This window comes from Pseudoalteromonas sp. OFAV1, assembly GCF_021532595.1.
Lineage (GTDB): Bacteria > Pseudomonadota > Gammaproteobacteria > Enterobacterales > Alteromonadaceae > Pseudoalteromonas > Pseudoalteromonas lipolytica_C.
The window spans coordinates 20,996-30,308 of sequence record NZ_JAKGBG010000055.1 but is presented as its reverse complement, the minus strand read 5'-3'; the positions used below and the strand labels follow the sequence as shown (position 1 = coordinate 30,308).

The window sequence follows — 9,313 nt, the reverse complement described above, 5'->3', positions numbered from 1 at the left end:
TTGCCATTGTCATTAATAGTAGAAGTTAAATCTCCAGAGGCGATTTTTTTAGCAATATCAACTGCAATTCGCATAGGTAAAGTTAGGCTTCGGGTAAAAAGTATTGAAAAAGTAATTACGATAATAAATGATATTATGGAAGTAATAGCTAGAAATGTGAGTGAATCACTTTTAGCCCCCTGAATTTCTTGATTGCTATCACTGATACGTTTTTCTTGGAACTCTACCAAACTACGAATATCTGAGGTTATCAGCTCCCGTAAGTCTTTCATTTCACCATTTTGTAGTGCTTCAGCTTCTTCAAACTGCTCATTAGATACATAATTTAATTGTTTCGTTAAGGATGTGTCATAAGCATCCATATGCTTTCTAATATTTTTCAGCAGACCTTTTGCTTCCTCTGCTTTTGCTAGCAAAACCATCTCATCAAGAGATTTATCAAAGTTATCTTTTGCGTCACGAAGGCTTACTAAGTAGTCATCACGTTGTCGCTCCGTTTTAGCCATAAGTACATTTGCAGTTTGTAATCGTTTATTTAAAAATGAAGTCAACATATTAGTTGAAATTTCTAGCGCAGGTACTCTATGTGCCGTGACCACTTCAAACTCATCACCAAGCTTACTTAATTGAAAAATAGAGAAGCTAGCTAAGAGCAAAATCACTGCGCCTATTGAACCAAAAGCAAAACTTGATCTTTTACCTATACTTACGTCGCGTATCATCAGAAATCCTTTGAGTTGGCAAAAAGTTTTTGCGAAGAATAAAGTGCGTTAATTCACTGTAGTGTTACTATATTACCATAAAATAAATCCAAAGCCGCATTAGCCTCATTCTTTGCTAGTAACGACGCTGAGATTTATGGTCAAATATGATTTGTCTTTAGGTAACCTTATAGGCCTCGCTTCAGTCAAAGAGCGATAGTTTTGGATAGTAGATTCAGTACTGCAACACCATGTATAAACAATCCAATACTAGCAAATCCCCATGTATCCACTTTCTGCCTATAAGCAAACCAAACAATTGCAGTAACAAAAGGCACACCCAAGCCAGTACAAACAACTTATGCTATGTAGACAAATATCAATTTAAGGTATTAAGGTACAATACTGAAGAATAAAAAGAAACGCCTGAGCAAACTATGAATGAAGGAATTAACTTTATAAACTATTTGTAGGCTTTAATGTAGTGGTCGCAATCATTTCACTAATTATTGCAATGGTTAAGAATAGCTATTTCTTCACTAATAAACTCCCAACATAATTGGATGAAGTATCAGCAAACTTAGTATTCTGATTAATTATCAACCTTGTTACAGCTTGTTATATGGACAATAATTGTCTCAAAGTCATTTTCCCCATAAAATCGTTTATTGTTCTTGTTCCAAATTTCCGCCGATTAAAAACAATGTATTTAATACAACTTGGAGTGAAAGGTATTTATGACCTCTGTCCAAAAACTAGTTTGCCAGACCTGCTCTCTTCGCCTGATACCGAATATTAGATGAGTGTCAGTTTCTGAGAGTAATAATGCTTGCTTCAGATGTCATATTCATTATAAGTCGCTATTGCCCAGTTCACTGTTTAGCATTTGTATTGATTGGGTAAGCTTTGATAGTACCCGCTACTTCATTTTGATTGTTGTGGTATTTGCAGCATTAAAAAGGTGATCCTTTATACTCCAAGATAAGTATATAAAATATTTTTAAAACAATACTTGGCGATTAGAGTAAATTAGATGATTCTAACTTCTCTGAACTTATTCATATTAATGTGCTATTTACAACAATTTTATTTGTATGATGATAAAAGTTGTTCAGTTCTTGAGTACATAATTCAAAGGAACATACTCAATGTGGTTTACTAATCGCAAACTGTTATCCGAAAATGCTTACCTAAAAGGTCAAGTTGCTGAATATGAAAATATAAAGCAAGAGCTCAAAGAAGAGATGCTATATTTTTTATTGAGCAAAAATAGCACTATCATTGAAGTTAATGACAGATTTGCAGCAGTACTAGATTTTAAAGTTAATGATATTGTTGGTAAAAACCTGAATGATTTGCTCCTAAAAAAATCAATTAAGAAGCCCCACACACAAAAGCTGCTCTCGGCAATAAAAAAATTACACCACTGGCACGGCGCCCTACAATTAAAAACTAACACAGGTCGTGAATTGTGGCTAAGAAGTATTGTACAACCAATAAATAATGAACTAGCCGTATACTCGACTGAACTTACAAGGACCATTTCTCAATCAAGAGAGAAGGAAGATATGCTTGCTGCTCTAAGTCGCTCTTCCGCTGTGATTGAATTCAGTCTTGATGGCATAATACTCAATGCTAACGATAACTTTTTACATGCTATGGGATACTCTCAAAATCAAATACTGGGAAAGCATCACAGTATGTTCTGTGACCCACATGAGGTTGAATCGAATGCTTATAAACAGTTATGGGCTGAGCTGAAGCAAGGGCGCTTTATTTCAGACCGTTTTAAAAGGATTGATAGTAATGGTAATGAGGTATGGCTTGAAGCCTCATATAATCCAATTCATGACGATAATGGTGACTTGTATAAAGTTGCTAAGTTCGCGACTGTCATTACAGAGCAAATGAGAAGAGAGCAAGCAATCTCACAAACTGCAGAAATTGCATATGATATTTCACAACAAACAGACGCAGATGCAGAAAACGGTTTAGAAGTCGTAAAACAAACAATATCAACTGTGAACGCCCTTTCTAAGAAGCTTGAAACAGCAAGTGAAGGCATTAATAAGTTAGATGTACAGTCAGCCAAAGTAGCTGATCTGGTTGATAGTATTAAAGGTATTGCAGACCAAACAAATCTACTTGCACTTAATGCTGCAATAGAAGCAGCAAGAGCTGGAGAGCAAGGGCGCGGTTTTTCTGTTGTGGCTGATGAAGTAAGGCAGCTGGCTTCAAGAACAAGTGCCGCTACTGAGCAAATAATAGGTGTCGTGAGCGAAAATAAAGTACTAACACAAGATGCGGTTACTCAAATTGAATCTAGCTTAGTAGAAGCAAGGGATGCATTAGAATTATCTAATAGTGCAGGTAGTGTAATCGATGATATTCAAAAAGGTGCAAAAGAAGTGGTTGAGGCCGTAGGGCGATTTAAGACGACCCTTTAGTTAAAAGTTATCAAATAATTGTATTAGTTCAGAATAACGGAGTAGCGTACTACTCCTTTTTAATTTTAAGTTGGCATGGTAATAGCAGAACTAGGTTTGTTTAAAGTATTTGCCCCGAAATCTTCTTCTAAATCGTTTTTGAAAAGTGAGCTGGGGAAAATTTAAATGATATCAAAGTATGCACTCAATCCGGTTTCTGCCATTTTCCTTTGCACGATATAAAGCTGAATCAGCACGTTCAATTACTTTCAGCGTATTATCATCAATACGACTGACTGTAACTCCACAACTGACTGACAATCTTTTTTCGTGAAAACAAATACTATTTATATCTTTAACAATAGCCTTTGCAACCTCTTTTGTTTCATCTAAAGTCGATGCTTCAATTAATATTACAAACTCTTCGCCACCCCAACGAGCACATAACGCTTGACTTGGAGATAGTGACTTTAGCTTATTTGAAACAATGATAAGCGCTTTATCGCCTTCCAAGTGACCATAGGTATCATTTATTTCTTTAAAATAGTCAATGTCTAATAATATTAAGCCAAAGTTTGAGTTTTCTAACAAGGTTGAAAGAGTTCTGTCTAGCTTTTCTCGATTAAACAATCCCGTGAGTTTATCGGTTTCGGCGAGTCTTTTAATAAGCCGATTTTTCTCAGCCAATGTGTCATAAGCAGCAAACCTAGTTTTTTCATAGAAACGAAATAAGACAATATGAGCAATGGCAACTTCAATAATATTAAAAACAGAGCCAAGGCCAATTTTAAGAGGTTCCGGATTCTGTGAGTGCTCATAAACTATAAATGCGCACACTGCAAAAGCAAACGCACTAAGTAAACTTCCCCAGTTCCTACCTACTAAGTAAAATGAGAAAGGAGGTATTAATGTTGCCCAAAATAATGAGTAGGCTGCTCCGTTAATTGAGATAATGAACGTTAGTATTAAACTATTGACCAAAATGACTAGAGCCCATGAAACCGCTTTAATTTTTGAGCTATTAATGAACCAAACATATAGTAAAATAGACAAAGTCAGGCCAACCGCATCAAGCAAAGCGAGTTCATAGCTGTTGAATTTAAAGATATTGATAACAGTCAGTACAAAGAAGTACACAGTACATATCAATAAAGAATGGGCGATCAAACGGCTTCGCCAAAATAGCTCAGGACTATTGTGGTGTGCTGGAATGTTTTTATACCAATATTTGAGCATAATAAACTCTACTTCGTAATAATCAAACGCGAGCAATGCTCTAAAAGCAAAAGCTCAGTCCTGTCACTTTATCATAGAAAAACTTTTTAGAACTGAGCACATTTTTGCTCTATTTCTTATCACCGTTAACTATATGTAAATCACGTTGAGGAAATGGGATGGTAATTCCTTTGCTCTCCACTTTATCTTTAATTTTACGCTGTGTTTGCCAATATATATCCCAATAATGTGGTGTAGCGACCCAAGCACGAAGCTGCAAGTTAACAGAGCTATCTGCTAATGTGTGTACTAAATACTGAGGGGCTGGCTCCATTAGAATTCGAGATTCTTCACCGACAAGCTCCTTTAACGCTGCTAGACCATCTTCAATTGAGTCACCATAAGAAATACCTACTGTTATATCCATACGGCGCTTATCGTTTCTAGTAAAGTTTTTTATCGCATTTGCCCAAACGGTGCTATTTGGAATTGAAACAAAAACGCCATCAGCAGTTTCAAGGACTGTGGTAAATAGCCCTAAATCTTTTACACTGCCTGTATAGCTTGATACTTCAACAAACTCTGCCTTTTTTAGTGGCTTTAGGAAAAGTAGCATGACCCCTGCAGCCACATTACTGAGCGTATCTTTTAACGCTAGACCAATCGCTAAGCCTGCGGCACCGACGAGTGCAACAAGGCTAGCCGTATTAACTCCAAATAAATCTAAAATAATCACAATTGCAATTAAATAAACCACATAGCCTGAAAGCGTGGTAAGCAGTTTTGTAATGATTTCATCTTGCTTGCTCAGTCTGTAAACACCTTTATGTACGGCACGTTTCAGTAATTTTGAACAAATATTTGCCCCAATAAAAATGAAAATAGTCAGCAGTGTATTCTTTGCTATTGCTATAAGTTGCAATTGATGCTCAGAAAAAAAGTTTATGATGGTGTCCATCGATGATTTCCCTTTTAATATAAATAAAATATGCGCTTTGCTCTAAACAATTTAGCGATAAATGTTATCTAATGATACTGGTAACTAAGTAGCCATTGTAAGCAATATAGGAGGCAAGCAAGATACCACCTTCCCAACGATTTATTCTGCCTTGTCGACCAAAACCGTAAGCCATAACCAATAACATGACGGAAAGTACAAGCATCACACTCCAATCTCTGTAAAGTACGTCTGTAGAAATGTGAGGAATAGGCTCAATAATACCGGCGATACCAATTACGGCTAGGATGTTAAACATATTCGACCCCACAACATTCCCAATGGCGATGTCATGCTCTCCCTTTTTAGCTGCAATAATAGAAGCTGCAAGCTCTGGCAAAGATGTCCCTAATGCAACGATAGTTAAGCCGATAATAAGGTCACTGACACCCAGCGCAGTTGCAATTTCAACCGCTCCCCAAACAAGTATACGAGAGCTAATAATGAGCAATGTTAAACCCGCGATGAGCCAGAAAATTGCTTTCCCTAAAGACATGGCGTGACTTTTAAGCTCAGTATCAAATTCTGTTTTAAGGGTATCACTCGGTGATTTCATACCTGAATACACAGACCATACTAAGAACAAGACTAATCCGCCCAGCAACAGACTTGCATCAATCACTGATAAAGCGCCGTCATACAGCAAATACCCCAAAAAAAGTACGACAGCTAATAATAAGGGAAGCTCGTTTTTAACAATTTTAGACTGAACAGTGATAGACGCAATGATGGCTGTTACACCAAGAATTAAGCTGATATTTACAATGTTGGACCCAAGTGCATTACCTAACGCTAAGTCAGGGTTTCCATCACTTGCCGCCATGGCAGACACGACCATTTCAGGAGCCGAAGTCCCAAAACCAACAATAACCATACCAATTAAAATTGAGGGCAAGCCAGCATGGCCAGCTGTAGATGCCGCCCCTTCAACAAAGCGGTCTGCACTCCATACGAGTAAGATAAACCCCGCAATAATTGCGGCTATGGCTAAGAGCATAACTAGACCCCCTCTATATCATTACTTGATAGGCATATAACAGAATTGTTTGGTCTATTTATAAAGTGAAGTGAAATTTGGTGGTGGCGTAGTTTCATTATGTATCCTTAGGGCAGACTAGACTAAAAAGACAATAAACCATCTCTGCCCGAAATGACCCATTGCCTTAAGTCTTGTCAAAACCTGATAAGGTTCGAAACTGCCACGAGCGATGTTGCTCGGAGACTGTTGACAATTTCCTTGCTAAATGCAAGAGACTACTCCCCTAAGTTTTTAAAGAATAATCCATCCCTAAAAATAATACAATTAGCTTGGCTGCCTTTTTTAAAAAACGATGAATGTAAAGAATCATCAGAATAGGCCGATACAAAACCATATCATTGAAACAGGGACGTGTTATGAAGGTTATTTCTGAAAATTTACCGCAGCCACTTAATAATCAAAATGTGACATTCGAATCACCCAAAGATGGGGAGGCTCTTTTAAATACTGAGCTTAAAAAGTTGGCGGATGACATATATCACTAAAGCGAGCCACCTGAATTAGAGCAAACATATAGCAAGCCACTGACAATAACCGTGAGCAAAATAGACATGACTAAAACGGTTGATGACTTTATGTATGAACTTGGTATTGCGACTGGCGAATTATATATGCCTGGTGGGAGTGTGCCTAAGGCATTGGAAGAAATGTTGTCTTCCTATAACTCACTGCTGGCAGGTATAAATAGGCAGAATCCTGTAATGGACTATAAAAATTGGTGAATAGCAATAAACCAATCAGGTACTTTACAAGCGACAGGCTCAATAACCGATTTTGAACTTAATCCATCAACAGAAAAAGCACTTTTAATACATTATGCTGAGCGAGCAGAACATGATTTGGAAGATGTTGTTTGTGGGCGATTACCAATCTCTCTTGAGGAAGTTATGGAGTGCAAAGAAGGTGAAGCAATTTTTATATATCAAGGTGAGCTAAAGTCCTCTCAGCACTTAAGAGTCCAAATACCAATTCCTGAAGGTACTAGTTGTAAATAGATTCATTTAAAAGCTACCTTTTGTTTTAACGCGGGTATTGATCCTGAATATAAAAAGGTTCCTCTCAATTATTCGTTAATAGTATCAACTAGAGCTGAGGGTTAAACTGAGACTTATAATATGATTTTACAGCAGAATCAAACGCAGCAATCAGTGAAAGTTTCTAATCGTATTCGCTCGAGGTGTAAATGATGTATGTGGCATAACTCAAGACATTGTGCGCTCTTACATAGCTACACATGGAGATGAGATTGTTAAGTACTCAGCTCGAAATGCGAGCCTTTATTTACCTCAGAAAGAGTGTGAAATAGATCAAATTTAGGTTTACGACTCTCATCTATAATAAGAAATAGAGGGGCATAAAGTGATTGATTTATTAGTAACTTATGGCATTTTCTCATATCCGTTTAGTTCATTAACTTCATATCTGACCGCCATATAATATAACATTCGTGCTACTTGACCTTTAGCTTTATCTGAGGGCTCAAATGATTCGTTAACTTTGTCTAACCGCATTGTTGTAGGTACTTCTGAACCATCAGCTAATTTATCATTTATTTCTCCGCCGATATTGTACCCATAGTTGCTATGTCGCCCATTTATGTTTCGGTCCGCAGGTCTTAGATGGTGTAAATCTGTATAGCCAGCTTGGGATTTTTTAGAAAAACCTCTAGATTTCGGCCACACATGTTCACGATCCCATGAATCATGCTTTCCTGAGCCTCTATTAGCCTTTGTAAACGGGCGAGTTTCATCAAGATAAAGCATATGTACCTCGCCACATTTTGGGTTTACCGGAGCGCAAGATGAATCTGTAATAAGTAGTGCCTCCCATACATCCATGTTTTTTCCATCAAACCAGTCTAGGTTATTTGAGTCTGTGTATAGCAGCACTTTGTGATTATCTATGATTTTGTGCAACGCATCTTTTAACGATTTACCCGTTAAACCTTGTGCTTGAGCGTAGTAATTGAAAGGAATGTGGGCAGCAGAACTAAAACTTTGTAGCAATAGTAACAATACAGTCACTGGTATAGCTTTAAACATGAGAGGTCCTTCCATTCATATATTTATAATAACAGGCTAAAAGTTATCCAACTCAGGTGCAAGTTGTTTTCCTTTATGAAAACACGGGTCCATCCAACCCATAAAGTGATAATAGTGACCTTTGTTATCAAATAATGAGATTTATGTATTGAAACTGTATGCAATTCCATTGTATAAAAACTCTAGGTAAGGCAATTCCTTGAGACCCACAATAAAATTTGCCGAATTGTTATCAATGCTAATTTTCATTATGAGTTTTGTTCTGGCGGTGGGTGCCAACAAAAAGAAGGATAATCATATGAAACATGTAGCACAGAGTTTCACATTAAATATTGCTCACGGTAACTTATCTGAAGAAGGCCTGTTAAAAACCACACTGAAAGAGTATGCAAAAGCTTTGCGTGAAAAGGATAGAGGGAGTAAAGGTTGGCGCTACTATTTGCATAAAGCAGCGGAAGATTTTGACCTGCAGAATTGGCGCGAAGTAGACAATATTGTCTCTAATAAGAAACAACACGGTGCTTGTCTTGAGGAATTATACTGCTCATTGAACTCCGATTTTGGGAATGAATATTACTACTTCTTAAGTATTAACCGGAAAGACCATTTGTACTTTTTTTCCAAATGGGAAGGGTGGAGCAAGGATGGCTATGAGTTACGCAGTGCTGATCCAGTCAGGGTTGATACCGTTCTGGGTTTGGTTCGAGAAGATTTTAATCAAAAAATCTACCTAATTGACAGCTTTTCACAATTATTCAAATGGAGATATCGCTGGCGAGGAAACGCTTTAGTTAATGAGAGGCTGCTCAAAGCGCACTGGCCAAAAGTTCTCCAGCCCAGAGTCGCACTTAACTTTCGCAGGTTACACGGTTAGAAAAGTCATTAAAGGAAGT

Annotated in this window: 9 protein-coding genes and 1 pseudogene; 4 read left to right on the top strand and 6 right to left on the bottom strand. The window is 37.4% G+C overall.

Going from position 1 to position 9,313, the window contains the following annotated elements; genetic code table 11:
- Both L1267_RS20620 and L1267_RS20615 read right to left on the bottom strand, forming a co-directional pair.
- On the bottom strand, nucleotides 1-722 hold a 722-nt coding region (locus L1267_RS20620; protein ID WP_235383980.1), incomplete at its 3' end, for an MCP four helix bundle domain-containing protein.
- A 185-nt stretch (nucleotides 723-907) separates the two neighbouring features.
- Nucleotides 908-1,199 (bottom strand): annotated as a pseudogene (locus L1267_RS20615) (SMR family transporter).
- A 650-nt stretch (nucleotides 1,200-1,849) separates the two neighbouring features.
- Between L1267_RS20615 and L1267_RS20610 the strand changes: the two are divergent.
- Nucleotides 1,850-3,148, top strand: coding sequence for a methyl-accepting chemotaxis protein (locus L1267_RS20610; protein WP_235383979.1), 1,299 nt, complete (start codon nucleotides 1,850-1,852; stop codon nucleotides 3,146-3,148).
- Between the two features lie 171 nt (nucleotides 3,149-3,319).
- Here L1267_RS20610 and L1267_RS20605 read toward each other — a convergent pair whose 3' ends face one another.
- The 3 genes from L1267_RS20605 to L1267_RS20595 form a co-directional block, all read right to left on the bottom strand.
- On the bottom strand, nucleotides 3,320-4,363 hold the full coding sequence (locus L1267_RS20605) for a GGDEF domain-containing protein (RefSeq protein WP_235383978.1): 1,044 nt from the start codon (nucleotides 4,361-4,363) through the stop codon (nucleotides 3,320-3,322).
- A 109-nt stretch (nucleotides 4,364-4,472) separates the two neighbouring features.
- A complete protein-coding gene (locus L1267_RS20600; protein WP_235383977.1) occupies nucleotides 4,473-5,300 on the bottom strand; it encodes a mechanosensitive ion channel family protein in 828 nt (275 codons plus the stop codon).
- A gap of 64 nt (nucleotides 5,301-5,364) precedes the next feature.
- Complete coding sequence (locus tag L1267_RS20595; protein ID WP_235383976.1) at nucleotides 5,365-6,336, bottom strand: calcium/sodium antiporter; 972 nt, start codon at nucleotides 6,334-6,336, stop codon at nucleotides 5,365-5,367.
- Between the two features lie 398 nt (nucleotides 6,337-6,734).
- Between L1267_RS20595 and L1267_RS23695 the strand changes: the two genes are divergently transcribed.
- Nucleotides 6,735-6,863 carry a hypothetical protein gene (locus tag L1267_RS23695; RefSeq protein ID WP_268842657.1) on the top strand — a complete coding sequence of 43 codons (129 nt, stop codon included), beginning with the start codon at nucleotides 6,735-6,737 and terminating at the stop codon, nucleotides 6,861-6,863.
- Between the two features lie 66 nt (nucleotides 6,864-6,929).
- Nucleotides 6,930-7,100: a hypothetical protein gene (locus L1267_RS20590; protein ID WP_235383975.1), complete on the top strand. Its 171-nt coding sequence runs from the start codon at nucleotides 6,930-6,932 to the stop codon at nucleotides 7,098-7,100.
- Between the two features lie 657 nt (nucleotides 7,101-7,757).
- Here L1267_RS20590 and L1267_RS20585 read toward each other — a convergent pair.
- Nucleotides 7,758-8,420, bottom strand: a complete 663-nt coding sequence (locus L1267_RS20585) for an endonuclease (protein WP_235383974.1) — start codon at nucleotides 8,418-8,420, stop codon at nucleotides 7,758-7,760.
- Between the two features lie 298 nt (nucleotides 8,421-8,718).
- Between L1267_RS20585 and L1267_RS20580 the strand changes: the two genes are divergently transcribed.
- Entirely contained in the window at nucleotides 8,719-9,294 is a 576-nt protein-coding gene (locus L1267_RS20580; protein WP_235383973.1) for a hypothetical protein, read from the top strand.
- Nucleotides 9,295-9,313 lie beyond the last annotated feature (19 nt).